General features: G+C 66.4%; 11 protein-coding genes. 7 read left to right on the top strand and 4 right to left on the bottom strand.

Annotated elements, in window-relative coordinates; all coding sequences use genetic code 11:
- Positions 1–197 precede the first annotated feature (197 nt).
- Positions 198–2,765 (top strand): PAS domain S-box protein, encoded by a 2,568-nt coding sequence (locus ACH0BU_RS10060; protein WP_296217830.1) that lies wholly within the window; start codon positions 198–200, stop codon positions 2,763–2,765.
- A 30-nt stretch (positions 2,766–2,795) separates the two neighbouring features.
- Here the strand turns inward: ACH0BU_RS10060 and ACH0BU_RS10055 are convergent, their stop codons facing one another.
- From ACH0BU_RS10055 to ACH0BU_RS10045, 3 genes are all read right to left on the bottom strand, one after another.
- Positions 2,796–3,896 carry an NAD(P)/FAD-dependent oxidoreductase gene (locus ACH0BU_RS10055; RefSeq protein WP_296217828.1) on the bottom strand — a complete coding sequence of 367 codons (1,101 nt, stop codon included), beginning with the start codon at positions 3,894–3,896 and terminating at the stop codon, positions 2,796–2,798.
- On the bottom strand, positions 3,875–4,528 hold the full coding sequence (locus ACH0BU_RS10050) for a methyltransferase domain-containing protein (protein ID WP_296217915.1): 654 nt from the start codon (positions 4,526–4,528) through the stop codon (positions 3,875–3,877). Before ACH0BU_RS10050 ends, ACH0BU_RS10055 begins: the two co-directional genes overlap by 22 nt.
- Before the next feature lie 92 nt (positions 4,529–4,620).
- Positions 4,621–5,670 carry a type III polyketide synthase gene (locus ACH0BU_RS10045; RefSeq protein WP_500264009.1) on the bottom strand — a complete coding sequence of 350 codons (1,050 nt, stop codon included), beginning with the start codon at positions 5,668–5,670 and terminating at the stop codon, positions 4,621–4,623.
- A gap of 224 nt (positions 5,671–5,894) precedes the next feature.
- Between ACH0BU_RS10045 and ACH0BU_RS10040 the strand changes: the two genes are divergently transcribed.
- From ACH0BU_RS10040 to ACH0BU_RS10015, 6 genes are all read left to right on the top strand, one after another.
- A complete protein-coding gene (locus ACH0BU_RS10040; protein ID WP_314472371.1) occupies positions 5,895–6,959 on the top strand; it encodes an oxidoreductase in 1,065 nt (354 codons plus the stop codon).
- A 585-nt stretch (positions 6,960–7,544) separates the two neighbouring features.
- Entirely contained in the window at positions 7,545–9,272 is a 1,728-nt protein-coding gene (locus tag ACH0BU_RS10035; RefSeq protein WP_296217820.1) for an alpha/beta hydrolase, read from the top strand.
- A gap of 99 nt (positions 9,273–9,371) precedes the next feature.
- Complete coding sequence (locus ACH0BU_RS10030) at positions 9,372–12,404, top strand: TonB-dependent receptor domain-containing protein (protein ID WP_052742466.1); 3,033 nt, start codon at positions 9,372–9,374, stop codon at positions 12,402–12,404.
- 67 nt (positions 12,405–12,471) lie between these two features.
- Positions 12,472–13,884: a M20/M25/M40 family metallo-hydrolase gene (locus ACH0BU_RS10025; RefSeq protein WP_296217816.1), complete on the top strand. Its 1,413-nt coding sequence runs from the start codon at positions 12,472–12,474 to the stop codon at positions 13,882–13,884.
- Positions 13,881–15,137, top strand: coding sequence for a M24 family metallopeptidase (locus tag ACH0BU_RS10020; RefSeq protein ID WP_296217814.1), 1,257 nt, complete (start codon positions 13,881–13,883; stop codon positions 15,135–15,137). Before ACH0BU_RS10025 ends, ACH0BU_RS10020 begins: the two co-directional genes overlap by 4 nt.
- Before the next feature lie 17 nt (positions 15,138–15,154).
- Complete coding sequence (locus ACH0BU_RS10015) at positions 15,155–16,507, top strand: M24 family metallopeptidase (protein ID WP_296217812.1); 1,353 nt, start codon at positions 15,155–15,157, stop codon at positions 16,505–16,507.
- A 91-nt stretch (positions 16,508–16,598) separates the two neighbouring features.
- Here the strand turns inward: ACH0BU_RS10015 and ACH0BU_RS10010 are convergent, their stop codons facing one another.
- Positions 16,599–17,942, bottom strand: coding sequence for a M24 family metallopeptidase (locus ACH0BU_RS10010; RefSeq protein ID WP_314471778.1), 1,344 nt, complete (start codon positions 17,940–17,942; stop codon positions 16,599–16,601).
- Between the last annotated feature and the right edge of the window lie 130 nt (positions 17,943–18,072).

Genomic DNA, 18,072 nt, shown 5'->3' with positions numbered 1-18,072 from the left:
CCCCCGCTGCAAAGCCGACGGGGCGGCGGCGGGTGAACGCTCGGCCGCGCGCACAACGATGTGCGGGTCCACGCGCACGGCTTGTCCCATCTTCATGCATCGTATCGCAGGATTGGGCGATCGGCGGATTCCCGTGCGGAGCAATTTAGGTTAGGTCGCGTTAAATCTTTCGAACGCCGACCGTATTTATCCCCGGCATGCAGGATCTTGCTCTGACGATGTTGGATTTTTCGCCGCAGGGTCTCCGCCACGGCAATGGACATGCCAGGGTTGTGGAGAGGTCGTGCGCCGATCTGGTTGCCGCAAATGACTGGTCGCAAACCCCGCTCGGCCCACTCGACGGCTGGCCGCACAGCCTGCGCAGCGCCACCGCCCTCCTGCTGCGCTCCCCCGTGCCGATCGTGATGCTGTGGGGCGAAGAGGGCGTCATGCTCTACAATGACGCTTATTCGGTGTTCGCCGGTGGCAGGCACCCCGACCTGCTCGGCTCCAACGTGCGCGAGGGCTGGCCCGAGGTCGCCGATTTCAACGACAATGTCATGCGGGTGTGCTTGGCCGGGCGCACCCTCCATTATCGCGACCAGGAACTGACGCTCAATCGCAATGGCCGGCCCGAAAAGGTCTGGATGGACCTCGATTACTCGCCGGTGCCCGATGAAAGCGGCCGGCCTGCCGGGGTGATCTGCATCCTCGCCGAGACGACCGAGCGGGTGGCGGCGGAGCGGCGCAGCCAGTTCCTCCTGTCCGTGTCGGACGAATTGCGCACGCTTCGCACGCCGGCGGAGATCACCCGCGCAGCCTCGGTGCGACTGGGTGAATGGCTGGGGGCGAGCCGCGTATTCTATGCCGAGATCGACCACGGCATGATGACCGTGACCGATGATTATCATCATGGCGTAGCGACGATCGTCGGGCGTCATTCGCTCGTGTCGTTTGGCGACGACCTCCTCAACGCCTATCAGATCGGCACCCCCGTGGTGGTGCGTGACGTGCCCGACGACGATCGGCTCAGCGATGGCGCTCGTGCCGGGCTGACCGATCGGCAGGTGGGTGCCTTCATCGACGTGGTGCTGTTCGAGGGCGAGCAATGGGTCGGCCTGCTGGCGGTACAGAGCGCGACGCCGCGCGCCTGGACCCCGGCGGAGGAAAGCCTGGTGCAGGAGGTGGGCGAGCGCGTCAAAAGCGCCATTGAGCGGGCCCGCGCCGAACTCGCCCTGCGCGAGCTGAACGAGACGCTCGAGGCGCAGGTTGCGCTGCGCTCCGCCGAGAGTAACCGGCTGTGGAACCTGTCGCAGGACATGCTGGCTCGGGCTGACTATCAGGGGATGATGTCCGCGGTCAGCCCTGCCTGGACTCAGGTGCTGGGCTGGAGCGAGGATGAGCTGCTGTCGCGCGGCTATGCGACCTTCATGCATGACGAGGATACCGGCCCGACCCTCGCGGCGATCGCCCACATGGCCAAGACGCGCAGTGCGGCGCGGTTCCAGAACCGCATCGCTACGCGCGACGGCGGCTGGAGGCATATCGAGTGGACCGTCGCGCCTGAACCCGACGGGGTCAATTTCATCGCCGTCGGCCGCGACCTCAGCGAGACCAAGGCCCGCGAGGCGGAGCTGGAGATTGCGCAGGAGGCATTGCGCCAGAGCCAGAAGATGGAGGCAATGGGCAGCCTGACCGGCGGTGTCGCGCATGATTTCAACAACCTGCTCACCCCGATCATCGGCTCGCTCGACATGCTCGTCCGCCATGGCGTCGGCAGCGATCGCGAGCGGCGGCTGATCAACGGCGCGCTGCAATCGGCCGAGCGCGCCAAGACCCTGGTGCAGCGCCTGCTCGCGTTCGCCCGGCGCCAGCCCTTGAAGGTGACCGCGGTCGATGTCGGCCGGGTGGTCGAGGGAATGATGGGGCTGATGCGCTCCACCTTGGGGCCCACGGTGGAGCTGCGCACCGATCTCGCGGCCGAGCTTCCCCCCGCGATGGCGGACGCAAACCAGCTCGAGATGGCGCTCCTCAACCTGGCGGTGAATGCCCGCGACGCCATGCCGGACGGCGGCCAGCTGACGATCGCGGCGCATCCCGACAAGGTTCGCGCTGATCGCCCCGGCGGACTGCCGACGGGGCGCTATGTTCGGCTGAGCGTGATCGACACCGGCACCGGCATGGATGCGGAGACGGTGAAGCGCGCGATCGAGCCCTTCTTCTCGACGAAGGGGGTGGGCAAGGGGACCGGGCTGGGCCTCTCGATGGTGCACGGCCTTGCCGCGCAGCTGGGCGGCGAACTGACGATCGACAGCACGCCGGGCCAGGGCACTACGATCACCCTGTGGTTGCCCATGAGCGCCAGCGAGGCGGATCTCAGCGCCCCAACGCTTCACCTACCGACCCAAGGCACCGCGCTCGGCACCGTGCTGGTCGTGGACGATGAGGATCTGGTGCGGATGAGCACCGCCGACATGCTGGTCGACCTTGGCTACAAGGTGGTGGAGGCGCGCTCCGCCGAAGGGGCGCTGACCTTGGTCAACGGCGGGCTCGAACCCGATGTGGTCGTCACCGATCACTTGATGCCGGGGATGAGCGGCGCGCAGCTGGCCCATGCCTTGACGACGCTTCGTCCCGGGCTGCCGGTGCTGATCGTGTCGGGCTATGCCGAGGAGGAGGGGATCGACGCCAGCCTGCCGCGCCTGACCAAGCCGTTCCGCGCGGCGGAGCTTGCCGCCAGCCTGATGGCGCTGTCGCCGACCGGGCTGAGCCACGCGGTGCATTGAGCGCCGCGCAACCGGCCGCGCCTCTGCCGTTCAATCGCGGCGCGCTACCCGGGTGCGCGTCGCCAGCGCCATCAGCCGCAGCAGCGCGGGCGCGCGTGACACCGCCGCCACCATCGGCGTCGCCAGCGCAGGGCGCTCTGCCACGCCCCTGATGATCGCGGCGAGGCCGATCGGCCGGCGCAACGCCGTGCGGAAGCTCGCCTGCCAGTTCGGCGCCGCCGCCGCACCCCCGCGCACATAGGCCCGTGCGGCGTCGCTGCCGCTGGTGATCGCGATGGCCAGCCCTTCGCCGGCAAGTGACGGGATCACGCCGGCCTGATCGCCCAGTCGGAACAGCCCCGCCGGCCCCGCTGGCGTCCGCCAGCCATAAGGAACGTTGGCCACCGCATCGATGATGGGGCTGTCGAGGTGCCCCAGCCGGTCGCCGAGCGCAGGAAGCTCGTCGCCGATCGCGCGAAGCAGCGCGGCCGGATCGCCCGCCATGCGCAGCCGCGACCGCCGGACTGCGAGGCACAGGTTCACGCTGCCGTCCTCCTGCCGCACCGCGCCGGCATAGCCGCGATCGAAGAGGTGCAGCTCGACCGCGTCGCCGACCAGCCGGTCGAGCGCGGGTGAGGCGACAAGGCGCAGGCGCAGCCCCAGCGCGGGATCGTCGCCGCGTGCAGCCGCCGGGCGCGGCAGGCCGCGAACGTCATGCTTGCCGCTGGCCAGGAACAGCGCGTCATGCCCGATCGTCGCGCCATCGTCGGTGCGGACGCCGCCTGCGATGCTGCGTACCGCCACGCCGCGCTCCACCGCTGCGCCCAGCGCGCGCGCGCGGTCCAGCATCACCGTGTCGAGCCGATAACGCGAGACGCCAAGGGCGGGACGCGGCAGGCGCGCCTCCGCCACGCGGGTCGCGGTCAGCACCCGCACGCGGGTCACTCGCGCCGGGCCCAGCGCCGCCTCATCCACACCCAGTCGTTGCAGCTCGGCCAGCGTTCGCCAGCTGAGAAACCCGCCGCACAAGGCGTCGCCCGTCTCGCGGCTGCGCTCCACCAGGAGGTGCGGCGCACCGGCCCGCGCCAGCACGATCGCGGCGGCGGCGCCTGCGGGCCCACCGCCGACGATCAGCGCTGGCGTTCGACGCACAGCCGGAACGGGAAATGGCGCGCGACCCGCGCCTGGGTGACGCCCGCCTCGGCCAGGATCGGCGCCCATTCCCCCGGACGATAGCTGCGCGCGATCGACAGGCGGCCGTCGTGCCGGACGATCGGATGCCAGCCGAACGCACGCGCCAGCAATGGATAGCCGAGGTGCGACAGCCGGTGGCGATGCAGGTCGTTGACGATCCAGCCGACGCGCGCCTCGCTTTCCATGAAGCCAAGGAAGGCGACGAGCTGATCGTGTGTCATGTGATGCGCGACGAGGCTGGAAATGACGAAATCCCACTTTTGCCCCGCCAGATCGGCATAGTCGCCCGTGATCCAGGTGATCGGCAGCTCGGCCGGCGTATGGGCCCGCGCCGCCGCCTCGCTGCGCGGGTTGAGATCGACGCCGGTGAGATCAAGGGCAATGCCGCGTCGTGCGCCCCAGCGGGCGATGTACCGCAGCATGTCGCCATCGCCGAACCCCACGTCGAGAACGCGATAGCGTCGTCCCGGCCGGGCCGTGCGCGCGAGGAAGCGCAGCGTCGGCCGCGCGGCGAGCGTCACGACGTTCACCCTCGCCAGGTCGCGCACCACGGCGGCGTAGATGGCGGGATCGAGATCCTCGGCATCCATCAGCTCCTCCGCCTCGGCGCGCTGCGCCAGCGATCCGCCAAGCCAGGCACGACCCGGCGCGGGCGGGCTCCCCAGGAGCGTGCGAGCGTCGGTCATGCCGCGCTTCGGAAGTGGAAGCCCTCGGCGGCAAGGCCAGGCCCGAACGCCATGGCGACGCCGTGATCGACCGGCTCGCCCTGCAACAGCCGCGCGAGCACGAACATCAGTGTCGCCGATGACATGTTGCCCGCCTCCGCAAGCACGCTGCGTGATGGCGCCAGCGCGTCCTCGGCCAGCCCCAGCGAATGTTCCACCGCGTCGAGGATCGAGCGGCCGCCGGCGTGAACCGCCCAGCGATCGACCGGCCGCGCGCCAGTGATCGTCGCGCGCAGCGCCGGCTCCGCCAATGCCGTGGCAATGCGGCCGGGCACCTCGCCCGACAGATGCATGGCAAAGCCCTGGTCGGTGATGTTCCAGCGGATCAGCTCCGCCGCGCCGGGCAGCGTGGTGGCGAAGGGTGCCTCGATCGTGAACCCGCCGGGCTCGGCCGAGACGAGCGCCGCGGCAGCGCCGTCGCCGAACTGGAGCATCGCCAGCAGCGGCTCCAGCGCCTGCGACGCCTGGAGGTGGAGAGTCGACAATTCCACCGTCACGACCAGCACGCGCGCGTCAGGATCGGATCGCACGATGTGCCGCGCGGACCGCAGCGCCACCACCGCGGCATAACAACCCATGAAGCCGACCAGCAGCCGCTCGACCGATGGCGACAGACCCAGCCGCGCGGCGATGATCTGGTCGATCCCCGGCGCGACGAAGCCGGTGCAGCTGGCGACCACCAGATGAGTGATTCCGTCCCGCGGCTGCTGCTGCGCGAGCTGCTCGATCGCCCGCAAGGCCAGCGCAGGCGCCGCCTCGGCATATAGCGTCATGCGCGCGGCCGTGCCGGGGTGCGGCTCGGCCGCGTAGAAACCGCCTTCGGCCACCGGGGAGCCGGGGGCGAGCGGCAGCACCGACCAGCGATGCGCAATGCCGGAGCGCGACGACATGCGATCGAACAGTCGCGCCTCCCGCTCGGGCAGCCGCTGGCGCGCCCAGTCGACAAAGGCGGCGTGAATATCCTGATCGGGCACGGCGGTCCCGATCGCCTGGATGGTCGCATGCACGAAAACCCGGTCCTCTTCGCGCCGTCAACGCGCGGCATGGACAATCGGCACCAACACTGATCGCCCGTCAATCGATGGCTGGCCAACGGGTTGTTCGCTCCGCCAGCGCCATTACCTTGTGCGCAACCGGTCGCGCGGCGCGGGCGCTCTCTGCTCGCGTCGCCTGGCCGTCACGATCACCTTTCAAGGAGACCTTTGTGCCTGTCGAAACGCTGCTTCAACCAATGACTCTGACGCGCGGACCGGCGTGGAAGAACCGCTTCATGCTCGCACCGCTGACCAACCAGCAGAGCCACGCGGACGGCCGGCTGTCCGAGGAGGAAGCGCGCTGGCTGACGATGCGTGCCACCGGCGGCTTCGCGCTGACCATGACCGCCGCCGCGCATGTGGCAAAGGGCGGGCAGGGCTTCGAAGGGCAGCTCGGCGTCTTCAGCGACGATCATTTGGAGGGGCTGACCCGGTTGGCCGACGCGATCCGGGCCGAAGGATCGGTATCGTCGGTCCAGCTTCACCATGCCGGCAATCGCTCGCCCAAGGAACTGGTCGGTACGCCGGTCTGCCCGTCGGACGATCCCGAGACCGGCGCGCGCGGGCTGACCACCGCCGAGACCGAGCAGGTGCGCGATGACTTCATCGCCGCCGCGAAGCGTGCCGAGCGGGCGGGCTTCGACGGGGTCGAGGTGCATGGCGCGCACGGTTATATCCTCGCGCAATATCTCTCGCCGGAGATCAACCGCCGCGACGATCGCTACGGCGGCAGCCTGGAAAACCGGGCGCGGCTGATCTTCGAGATCATCGACGGCATCCGCGCGGCCTGCCGGCCGGACTTCCAGCTGGGCCTGCGCCTGTCGCCGGAGCGATTCGGCCTGAAGATGGCCGAGGTGCGCGACGTCGCTGCCGAGGTGCTGAAGCGTGGCGACGTGGATTATCTCGACATGTCGCTGTGGGACGTGAGCAAGGAGCCGGTCGAGGCCGAGCATCAGGGCCGGTCGCTCCTGAGCTATTTCACCGATCTGCCGCGCGGCGACGTGCGGCTCGGTGCGGCGGGCAAGGTGATGACCGCGCGCGACGCCGCCGGGGTGATCGATGCCGGTTGCGATTTCGCGGTGATTGGCCGCGGCGCGATCCTGCGGCACGATTTCCCCAATCGCGTGGCGCAGGACGCCGATTATCGCTCGCCGCCGATCCCGGTCAGCACCCAGCATCTGCTGGACGAGGGGCTGAGCCCGCAGTTCGTCAGCTACATGCGCAACTGGCCCGGCTTCGTGGAGACCGAAGCCGCGGAATGACGTGACGGGGAGGCGACGCCGACTCGCCTCCCCGTCCCTTTCTCAGCGGTGGAAAGGCGTATGGGCGCCTTAAGTGCCCCGACTCCGCCAATCGGAAGCCCTCCGTCTCGTTTGCCGTACCGCGCGCCGCGATGTTCGCAGTGCGACCATCTGAACGTAGAAGAGGCTCGATGCCGTGGCATCCGTGGTCGCGGCTATCGCAAATGGCGGGGCAGCAGCACTGGATCTGTCCCGATCTACTGGTCTACGAAGAGTGCTGACCGGCTGTTCGGCGGGGCTGGCAAAAGTGCACGGCCATCATCTAAGGCCATGTAAACAATAGAGTTGGCGCATCTTACTATGCTGCACTGGGCAGCGTTTCCTTCGGCCCGCCGCGGCAAGCCGCTCCGCACAACAAGTTGCAGCTGAAACCACCCCGACGTGACAGCCGCACGCCGGATCATCCATGCCAGCAAAGTATAACCTGTAGTTCTGCTAGGTAAACTTTAGTTCGCTATGCGAATAAAAGTTGACAAGCCGAATGGCTATGGCAATCCCGTGTTGCGACGCAGCGGGAGTGCGTCGCGGCATTTTGGGGGGTTGGACATGCGAGGGAAATTCGCGGTCGGCGCTGCGATGGCAGCGCTGGCAACGGCACCGTGTGCGCTTCAGGCAGAGGATTTTCGCGTCGAGCTTTCCGCGCCGGCCGCCAAGGAGGCGCCCTATGAGGGCCGCGTCATCCTGGTGCTCGCCGCCGACGACAAGAGCGAGCCGCGCTTCCAGGTCGACGCCAGCCATGACGCCGCGCAGGTGTTCGGCATCGCGGTCGAGGGGTTCCGCAACGGCCAGGCCCGCGTCGTCGGCAAGGACGTGCTCGGCTATCCGGGTCGCAGCCTCGCCGATGTGCCGGCCGGCACCTACACGGTGCAGGCGGTCCTCCATAAATACGACACGTTCAAGCTGGGCAACGGCAAGGTGGTGAAGCTGCCAGCCGCACGCGGTGCGGGGCAGAACTGGCGCAAGGAGCCGGGCAACATCATCAGCAAGCCGATGAAGGTGAACTTCGATCCCAAGCGCCCCGGTGAGATCAAGGTCGCGCTGACCGAGGTGATCGGCCCGGTAGAAGAGCCCAAGGACACCGAATTCGTCCGGCACTTCAAATTCAAGTCCGAGCGCCTGTCAAAATTCTGGGGTCGCGACGTCTATATGCGCGGCCACGTGCTGGTCCCGAAGGATTTCGACAAGCACCCCGAGGCGAAATATCCGCTCGCGATCTTCCACGGGCATTTCCCCGAGGATTTCGGCGGTTTCCGCACCACGCCGCCTGATGCGGACATCAAGTGCGAGCCCAGCAAGCGCTTCAAGAACGAAACCTGCTACGCCCGGACGGAGCAGCAGGAAGCGTATGACTTCTACCAGAAGTGGATCTCGCCCGATTTCCCGCGGATGCTGATCGTCGAGATTGACCATTCGAACCCCTATTACGATGACAGCTATGCGGTGAACTCCGCCAACATCGGCCCCTATGGCGATGCCATCACCTATGACTTCATCCCCGCGCTGGAGAAGAAGTTCCGCGGGATCGGCCAGGGCTGGGCGCGCTTCCTGTACGGCGGATCGACCGGCGGCTGGGAAGCGCTGGCGGCGCAGGTCTTCTATCCGGACGAATATAACGGCGCCTTTGCCGCCTGCCCGGATCCGATCGATTTCCGTCAGACGATGGTGACGGACATCTACAAGGACAAGAACGCCTATTTCTGGACCGGCCCGTTCGGGAAGGTCGCGAAGCCGGGCAAGCGCGATTACCTCGGCCATCTGTCGCACACGATCGAGGACGAGAACCGGCTGGAGCTGGTGCTGGGCGACAAGACGCGTTCGGGCGGTCAGTGGGACGTGTGGGAAGCGGTCTATTCGCCGATGGGCGAGGACGGCTATCCCAAGCGGATCTGGAACAAGGCCACCGGCGAGATCGACCCCAGCGTCGCCGCATACTGGCGCGAAAATTACGACATGCGCCACATCCTGGAGCGTGACTGGCAGAAGCTGGCGCCAAAGCTGCAGGGCAAGATCCACATCTATGTCGGCGACATGGACAATTTCTACCTGAACAACGCCGTTTATCTGATGGAGGATTTCCTGAAGAAAGCGCAGCCCGCTTATGGTGGCGAGATCCTTTATGGTGATCGCGACGAGCATTGCTGGAACGGCGATCCGACGCAGCCCAATTCCATCGGACGGCTGCGCTATAACTGGATGTACGTGCCCAAGATCCTGAAGCGGATCGAGGCGGCGGCACCCAAGGGCGCTGACCTGACGAGCTGGCGCTACAAGTAAGGCACTGGCCGCGTCGCTGGCGGGGGCGGGCGACGCGCGCCCATCTTCAACGAAAATCGATAAAAATCAGGGAGTCAGATGATGACGAATAGGTCACACTTGCGTCAATTTCTGCTGTGCTCGGCGGTCATGCTGGGCGGCGTCGCCACGCCCGCGATGGCGCAGGACAGCATTGCCGAGGCCGCCGGCCCGATGGACGATGGCGAAATCGTCATCACCGGCTCGCGCATCCGCTCGCCCAATCTGGAAAGCGTCAGCCCGGTGACCACTGTGTCGTCGGAGGAATTCGCGGTGCGCGGTACGGTGCGTACCGAGGATCTCGTCAACCAGCTGCCGCAGGTGTTCGCGGCGCAGGGCGCGGCCAATTCAAACGAGGCGACCGGCACCGCGCAGGTCGACCTTCGCGGCCTCAGCCCGTCGCGCACGTTGGTGCTGATCAACGGCCGCCGCCTGCCTTATGGTTCGCCCAAGAACATCCCGTCCGACTTGAACCAGGTGCCCACCCCGCTGATCCAGTCGGTCGAGGTGCTGACCGGCGGCGCATCGGCAGTCTATGGCTCGGACGCGATCGCCGGCGTCGTCAATTTCAAGCTGCTCGAGAATTTCAGCGGCATCCGCTTCTCCGGCAGCATCGCGGGTTTCCAGCACAACAATAATGACGAGGGGCTGCGCGACCTGCTCGACCGCAATAACCAGGCGGTGCCGGGCGCGTATCTGAAGCCGGACAAGAGCGTCTGGAACGGCTTCACCACCGAATTGTCGGCCGTCGTCGGCGGCAACATCGATGATGATCGCGGCAACGTCACCGCCTATGCGACCTACCGCAAGGTCAATCCGATCCTGCAGAAGGATTATGATTACAGCGCCTGCGCCCTGGGCGCGACGGGCCCGGGCGGCAATGCCTTCTCGTGCAGCGGCTCGGCGACCAACGATCCGGCGAACTTCACCAACGCCGGCCGTATCCCCGGCCTGCCGACCTCGTTCCGCGCCACCCGCGATGGTCAGTTCGTGCCGGGCACGCAGACCTACAATTTCGCGCCGTACAATTACTACCAGCGCCCGGACGAGCGTTACTCCTTCGGCGCCAACGCGCATTATGAAGTGAACGACAATTTCGTCCCCTATCTCGAACTGTCGTTCATGGAGGATCGCTCGGTCGCGCAGATCGCGCCGGGCACCAACAGTGCGGGCATCACCGTGGGCGCGGGCAGCATCAGCGGCATCAACTGCGACAACCCGTTCCTCAGCGCGCAGCAGGCGAACTTCCTGTGCACCAGCCGCGGCCTGTCGACCGGCAGCATCTATGACGCGGCGGGCAATTATGTCGGGCCGCAGTCGGTGGCGAACGGCGTGCTGGTCGCGCGCCGCAACGTCGAGGGCGGCAACCGCCAGGACGACATCACGCACCAGAGCTACCGCATCGTGCTGGGCGCGCGCGGCGACATCGCCGGGCCGTTCAAATATGATGTCTACGGCATCTATTCGAAGGTGAATTACCGCAGCCGCTTCTCGGGCGACGCTAACCGCCAGCGGACCGCCAATGCGTTCAACGCGGTGCGCAATTCGGCCGGGCAGATCGTCTGCGCGATCAACGCCGATGCCAACCCGAACAACAATGACGCGCGCTGCTCGCCGCTCAACTATTTCAGTGGTGCGGCCAGCCAGGATGCGGTGGATTATGTCGCCGAGGTGAAGTCGATCACCGGCGACACCAACCTCGTCAACATCGTCGCAGCGGTGGACGGCGACCTTGGCGAATGGGGCTTCACCTCGCCCTTCGCCAACAGTGGCGTCGCGGTCGCGTTCGGCTATGAATATCGCAAGAACTCGGTCGATTACCAGCCGGACGAAATCTACCAGGCGGCCGCCAGCCCCGAACTGCCGATCAACGGCTCGGTCGCGGTGAAGGAATTCTTCGGCGAATTGATCGTGCCGCTGGTCGAACAGAAGCCGTTCTTCCACAGCCTGTCGTTCGAAGGCGCCTATCGCTATTCGGATTATGACAGCGGCTTCAAGACCGACACGTACAAGCTGGGGCTGAACTGGTCGCCGGTGCGCGATTTCCGCTTCCGCGGGTCGTACCAGCGCGCGGTGCGTGCGCCCAACGTGATCGAGCTGTTCTCCAGCCAGCAATTGTTCGAGGTCGAACTGACCGAGAATGCCAATGGCTCGTTCGATCCGTGCTCGGGCGCGGTGCCGATTGCGACCTTCGCGCAATGCGCCCGTACCGGCGTGACGGCGGGCCAATATGGCAACATCGTCGACAATCCGGCCGGCCAGTTCAACTCGCTGATCGGTGGCAATCCGGCGCTCGATCCGGAAACCGCCAAGACGCTGTCGCTGGGCGCGGTGTTCGAACCGCGCTTCGTGCCCGGTCTCGTCATCTCGGTCGATTATTTCGACATCAAGGTCGAGAACCTCGTCGGCAGCGTCAATCCGAACCTGTCGATCGCCAACTGCCTGGCGAATGGCGACCCGTATTTCTGCAGCCTGATCCAGCGCAGCCCCGACAGCGGATCGCTGTGGCAGGGCGAGAACGGCTATTTCCGCCGCTTCAACGTCAACACCGGATCGCTGCAGACGAAGGGCGTCGACGTGGTCGTCGATTACCGCCTGAACCTGAACGATCTGGGCATCAACGCCGGTCGCCTCAGCTTCAACCTGGTCGGCACCTATCTCGACTCCTACAAGACGGTGCCGCTGCCCAATTCGCCGCAGGCCGACGTGTATGAATGCGCCGGTCTCTATGCCGGCCTGTGCGGTCGTCCGCGGCCGGAATGGCGCCACAAGTTCATGACCACCTGGGCACCGGCCGACCGGTTCAGCCTGACGGGGACGTGGCGTTATGTGTCGTCGGTGAAGATCGCGCAGACCAGCAGCCAGCCGGCGCTGACCGGCAGCTTCTCCGAAGTGAACCGCGAACTGGGTTCGCGCAGCTACTTCGATCTCGCCGCCGCATTCCAGGTGCGCAAGGACCTGACCTTCCGCGCCGGTGTGAACAATCTGTTCGACAAGGATCCGCCGCTCACCACCACCGCGGCGATCGAGGACGGCGGCAACGGCAATACCTACCCGCAGTTCTACGATGCGACCGGGCGTTATTTCTTCCTCAGCGCGTCGGTTGGCTTCTAAGGAACATTGCCAATGGCCGGAGGCGCGCTGTAGCGCCTCCGGCATCTTTCGTGGGTGGGGAATTGTTATGAAATTGCGTTGGTGTGCCGGTGCCGCGATGGCGCTTGTCCTCTCGTCTGCCGCCGTGACGGCGTCGGCCGCGCCCGTGACGGACGCCGACCGGGCGATGGCACGCCAGATGCTGGAGGAGGCGATCGCCATCCCGACCGCCAAGGGTCGCGGGCAGGTGCCGACGCTGATCGAGAATTATTCCAGGCGGCTGCGTGAGGCCGGCTTCACCGCCGACGAGATCATGACCGTGCCGGTCGAGATCGACGGCGAAAAGACCGCCGGGCTGGTCGTCCGCTACGCCGGGCGCAACGCCAAGGCGAAGCCGATCGCGTTCCTCGGCCATATGGACGTGGTCGACGCGCTGAAGGAAAACTGGTCGACCGACCCCTATGTGCCGACCGAGAAGGACGGATATATCTACGGACGCGGATCGACCGACAACAAGGCCGGCGTGACCGCGCTGGTCGCCAGCTTCATCCGCCTGAAGAAGTCCGGCTTCGTGCCGGAGCGTGACTTGCTGCTCGCCTTCTCGGGCGACGAGGAAAGCGGCATGATGACGACGCGCGCGCTGACCAAGCACCCGCTCGTCTCGCGTGCCGAGTTCGCGCTCAATTCCGACGCCGGTTCGGGCGCGATGGGGGAGGACGGCAAGTACCGCTTCAACATCCAGGCGGCGGAAAAGACCTACGCCAATTTCGCGATCGCGGCGAAGAATCCGGGCGGGCACAGTTCCGCGCCGCGCGCCGACAATGCGATCTATGATCTCGCGCGCGCGCTGACCAAGCTGGAGGCGCTTCGCTTCCCGGTCGAATTCAACGAGATCACCCGCATCATGGTCGCCGACATGGCGAAGGAGAAGGGCGGCGAGCTCGGCACCGCGCTGACCACGCTGATGGCGAACCCGAACGATGCCGCGGCGCGCGCCGTGGCGGAGAAATATCCGCACCAGTCGAACCTGCTGTGGACGACCTGCGTCTCCACCATGTTGCAGGCAGGCAATGCGCCCAATGCGCTGCCGCAGAATGCCACCGCCACGGTGAACTGCCGTATCTTCCCGGGCACGTCGGTGGAGGATGTGCAGAAGACGATTGCGCAGGCGGTCGGCAATGACAAGCTGACCGTCTCGCTGGTCGGCGAAGGCGTCGCGAGCCCGGTGTCGCCGGTCAATCCGGCGCTGTTCGCGCGGCTGCAAAAGGCGATGGACGCGACCTATCCGGGCGTGGCGCTGAAGCCGAGCATGTCGTCGGGCGGCACTGACGGGCGCGAGTTCCGCAGCGCCGGGATTCCTACCTATGGCGCCGGCGCGCTGGCGCTGGGCGCGGACGACAGCCGCGCGCACGGCACGGACGAACGCGTGCCGATCGCGGCCTATCTGAAGCAGCTTGATTATTGGGACTTCCTCTTGCGCGACCTCGGGGGGCGCAAGTGATCGGCCGGCTCGCGCGCCGCGACGTGCTGCGCGGGGCGGCGGCGGGCGGTGCGCTCGCCGCGCTGCCCGGCGCGGTGCTCGCCGGGCAGGGCGCTGCCCCCACGCCATCCTTCCCGCCGATCGCACCGATCAGCCGTGCCGAGCGTGAGGCCAGGCTTGCCCGGATGCAGGCCGAATTGCGCCGCCGGAATATCGGCGCGCTGCTGGTCGAGGCCGGATCGAGCCTGGTGTATTTCACCGGAATCGACTGGTGGCGCAGCGAGCGTACCACCGCGGCGGTAATCCCGGCCGACGGCCCGGTGCTGATCGTGACTCCCTTCTTCGAGGAACCCTCGATCCGCGAAATGCTCGACGTGCCGGGCGACGTGCGCGTGTGGCAGGAGGATGAAAGCCCCTTTGCGCTGATCGCCGGCTGGCTGAAGGAAAAGAAGCTCGGCGCCGGCACGCTCGCGGTAGAGGAGACGGTGCGCTTCTTCATCGTCGATGGGGTGCGCCGCCTGCTGCCGGGGCTGAAAACCGTGTCGGGCGCCGGTGTCGTCAACGCGCTGCGCATGATCAAGAGCCCGACCGAAATCGCGCTGCTACAGCGCGCCAACGACATCATGATCGCCGCCTATCGCGCCACGCACGGCCAGGTGCAGGCAGGCATGACCGGCAATGACATCAACGCCATCATGGAGCGCGAACTGAAGCGTTTCGGCGGCCAGCGCGCGTCGAGCAGCGCGCAGGTCGGCCCGGGCAGCGCGCTGCCGCACGGGTCGAAGGAGCGGCTGAAGCTGACCGAGGGCACCGTGGTGCTGATGGACTGCACCTGCAGCACGCACGGCTATGTCTCTGACATCTCGCGCACCTTCGTCTTCGGTGAGCCGACGGCGGAGCAGCGCCGCGTGTTCGGCCATATGCGTCAGGGCATGAATGTCGCGATGGACGCCGCCAAGGTCGGCGCGCCGGCCGGCAGCGTCGATGATGCGGTGCGGGCCTATTATGAAAAGCTGGGCTACGGCCCGCGCTACGCGCTGCCGGGCCTGTCGCATCGTACCGGGCACGGCATCGGGCTTGATGTGCACGAGCCGGTGAACCTGGTGCATGGCGAAACGACGCCGCTGGCGCCGGGCATGTGCTTCTCGAACGAGCCGGGCCTCTATCTGCCGGGCAAGTTCGGCATCCGCATCGAGGATTGCTTCTTCATGACCGAGCAGGGGCCGCGTTTCTTCACGCAGCCGCCCTCGTCGCTCGACAAGCCGTTCGGATAATAAGGGAGGGGGCTGAAATGCCACGTTTGAAGAGCCTGTTGGGCGGCGCTGCGGCGTTCGCCATGGTGGCGCTCGCGCCCGCGGCGATGGCGCAGGAAGAACAGTCGATGTCGCCGGCGCTGCCGAAGATCATGAGCCTGCGCGATCAGGCGCAGCTGCGTGACGCGTGGCTGGAGCGTCGCTTCGAAACCGTGCTGCCGCAGCTGATGCGTGAAAACGGCATCGACATGTGGGTGCTGATCGCGCGCGAATATCTCGAAGACCCGGTGGTCTCGACGATGCTGAACGCGACGAACCTGCGCGCGCGCCGGCGGACGATCATCATTTTCTTCGATCCGGGCGCGGGCAAGCCGATCGAGCGGCTGGTCGTCAGCAAGCACGGCATGGGCGATCTTTACACGCCCGTCTGGGACATGGAGAAGCAGCCCGACCAGTTCGCCCGCGTGCGCGAGCTGATCGCCGAACGTAACCCGAAGAAGATCGCGCTCAACATCTCCTCGCTGACCGCATTCGGCGATGGCCTGACCCACAGCCAGTATACCGATCTGATGAAGGCGCTGACGCCCGAGCAGCAGGGCCGCATCGTCTCGGGCTATCCGCTGGCGATCGGCTGGCTGGAAACGCGCACGCCGGAGGAGATGAAGGTCTATCCCGAGATCGTGCGCGTCGCCCATGCGATCATCGGTGAGGGCTTCTCGCCGGCGGTGGTGAAGCCGGGGGTGACGACAAACGAGGATCTCGTTTGGTGGTATCGCCAGCGCGTCGCGGACCTTGGCCTTGCATCCTGGTTCCACCCCTCGGTGGAGGTCACCCGCAAGGGCGTGCCGGGCGTGCTGCGCGAAAAGGCGAGCGTCATCCAGAAGGGCGACATGCTGCGCGTCGACTTCGGCATCCATTACCTCAATTTCAGCACCGATACGCAGCACGTCGCCTATGTGCTGCGCGACGGCGAGACGGATGCGCCCGCCGGGCTGAAGGCGGGGCTGCGCGACAACAATCTGGTGCAGGACGCGGTGACCAGTGAGTTCCGCGTCGGGGCGACCGGCAACGAGGTGCTCAACCGCGCGCGCGCCAAGGCGATCGCGGCGGGGCTGAAGCCGACGATCTATTCGCACCCGATAGGCTATCACGGCCATGGCGCGGGCAGCTCGATCGGCCTGTCGGAAGAGCAGAAGTTCGTGCCGACCGGCGAATACAAGCTGCGGCCGAACATCGCCTGGTCGATCGAATTGATGGCGACCAAGGCGGTGCCCGAATGGGGCGGCCAGATGGTCGATTTCAAGAGCGAGGAAGACGCCTTCTTCGACGGCAAGACCGTTCGCTACATCGACGGCCGGCAGACCAAGTTTCACCTGATCGGGGCACGCTAGATTCCCTTTGCGGCCGGCGCTTGTCGCGCCGGCCGGTCTGCGTTGTCCCATGACTGGGCTCATCCCGATTTTACGGGATGAGCCCGATTTTCTACTGGCGCGGGATCAGCAGGAATTCCTCCTGCCCGCCATCGAGGAAGCGGAAGGTACCATCCGCGGCGAGGAAGCCGTTCTCCTCGTGCATGAAACGCACCTTCTGCCCGCCCCATTCGGGCACATTGGCCTGTGCGTTCAGTTCGATCGACCAGGCGGTGTTCGGGTCGATGCGATAATCGCCGCGGCCGGGCGCCGGCTTCTGGCTTTCCCACGCGCCGATCCACGTCCCTGCGCCATGGCCGTGATGGCCGATCGGGTGTGAGTAGATCGTGCCGTCGATCTTCTCCGCCTCCACCTGCCGGCGCGCCGCGGCGAGCACTTCGTTGCCGGTGCGGCCCGGCTTCAGCGCCGCGATCGTTGCGGCGCGCACGCGGTTCATCGCCGCCATGCCGTCGCGCAGCCCCTTGGGCTCCTGCGTCTCGCCGGGCTTCAGCACATAGGCGAGCCGCTGGATGTCGGTATTAAGGCCAAGGTAGGTGATGCCGAAATCGACGTGCAGCATGTCGCCCGGCATGATGATCGTGTCACCGCGATGGCCCATCTCCTGCACGCTGAACTTGCCGCCATCGGCGCGCTGGATGGCGACGCTTGGCTGGAACCACGTGTCGAGGCCAAGCGCGTTGATGCGGTTGCGGAAGAACCAGACGACGTCATCGGAGGTGGTGACCCCCGGCGTGATGACGCGATCGGAAAAGCCCTCCTCGATGATCGCATGCGAGATGCGCGAGATCGTCGGATAGGCGGCCATTTCCTCCGGGATGCGCGTCTCGAGCCAGCCTAGCGCGAGCCGTTCGTGCGAAACGAGGCGCTTCGACATGTCCGGCCCCAGCGCACGGACGATCGCCTCATAATGGGTGGAGCTGAGCCCATCGGCGAGCGGGAAGCCCTCCGAACGATTGAGCGCGATCGTCGCGGGATTGCGCTGGCCGATGATCTTCGCGAGTTCGGCCCATTGGTCGGGCTGTTCGTCGGGGTTCCAGGAGGGCTGGAAATCGCCGACCGGATAGCGCGCGAGCGCGAGCTTCTCGATCGGCTTGCCGTCGCCGGGATCGAAGAAGACGAGGATCGTACGACGGCGGGCATGAAGCCAGGTGGCGGGCAGCATCGTCGCCATCACCGGATCTTCGTTATATTCGCCCGCGACCAGCACCCACATCTGCACCTTGTCGCGGCGCATCAGCGTCGGCAGCAGCGTGTCGAGCCGCTGCTTCAACCAGCGATCCTCCGTTTCCGCACGCCGCTCCAGCGGCAGGATCGCGGGCATCGCCCGGTCCGCGGGGCTTTGCGCGATGGCAGGTGACGTGGCGCCGATCGCCAGCGCCATGGCCAAGGTAATCATGATACTCCCCCTTTTGTTGTTCACATAGCGAACGGTTGTTTGGGAGAGTGGCTAGCGTGCCGGTTGACGGTTGGAAAGGGGCAGTCACTACCCGGAAAAACGCGCCAGGATTTTGACCGGGGCACGTTGC

The organism is Sphingomonas olei (genome assembly GCF_045369765.1).
In the GTDB taxonomy this organism is placed as follows: domain Bacteria; phylum Pseudomonadota; class Alphaproteobacteria; order Sphingomonadales; family Sphingomonadaceae; genus Sphingomonas; species Sphingomonas panaciterrae.
This window is presented reverse-complemented; position numbering and strand designations above follow the sequence as displayed.